Origin of the sequence: Micromonospora sp. CPCC 206060 (assembly GCF_036906895.1) — a bacterium.
Taxonomy (GTDB): domain Bacteria; phylum Actinomycetota; class Actinomycetes; order Mycobacteriales; family Micromonosporaceae; genus Micromonospora.
Map to the genome: position 1 here is coordinate 1 of NZ_JBAKHU010000268.1, position 745 is coordinate 745.

The 745-nt window shown below is 69.0% G+C and carries 1 protein-coding gene; it reads right to left on the minus strand.

All coding sequences use genetic code 11. The annotated features are described in order from the left end of the window. On the minus strand, positions 1–744 hold a 744-nt coding region (locus tag V6U90_RS33675), incomplete at its 3' end, for an acyltransferase domain-containing protein (protein WP_334445248.1). Position 745 lies beyond the last annotated feature (1 nt).

Here is a 745-nt window from a genome sequence, read left to right on the forward strand (position 1 = left end):
GGCCGGCACGCTCGCGGTGGCCTCCAGCCAGTACCGCTGGTGCTGGAAGGCGTACGTCGGCAGATCGACCCGCTTCCCGCCGGACAGCAGGGCGGAGAAGTCGACGTTCACGCCCCGGGCCCAGAGGGCACCGAGTCCAGTGGTGAAGGTGACGGCCGCGTCCCGGTCCTTCCGGACCAGCGGGACCGCGGTGGCGTCCGCCAGGATCTGCCCGGTCAGCGCGGTCAGGATCGCGTCCGGACCGATCTCCACGAACGTGACCACACCGGAAGCCTGGGCAGCGGTCACCGCGTCGGCGAACCGGACCCCGGCCTTGACGTGCTCCACCCAGTAATCCGCGTCAGCCCACACCGCAGCGGTGGTCAACTCACCCGTCACCGTCGACGCCACCGGGATGTCGGAAGCGGTGAAGGACAGGCCGGCGACAACAGTGTTGAACTCGTCCAACATCGGCGCCATCAACGGCGAATGGAACGCATGCGACACCGACAACCGCTTCGTCTTCCGACCCTGGGACCGGAAATGCTCCGCGACCTCCTCCACCGCCGCCTCAGCACCCGAGAGAACCACGGAGGTGGGGCCGTTGACCGCACCGATCCCCACACGGTCATCCCGGCCGGCCAGCAGCGGCAACACCTCGGCCTCGGTGGCCTGCACCGACACCATCACCCCACCAGCCGGCAGAGCCTGCATCAACCGACCACGAGCCGCCACAAGCTTCGCCGCATCAGCGAGCGACAGCACC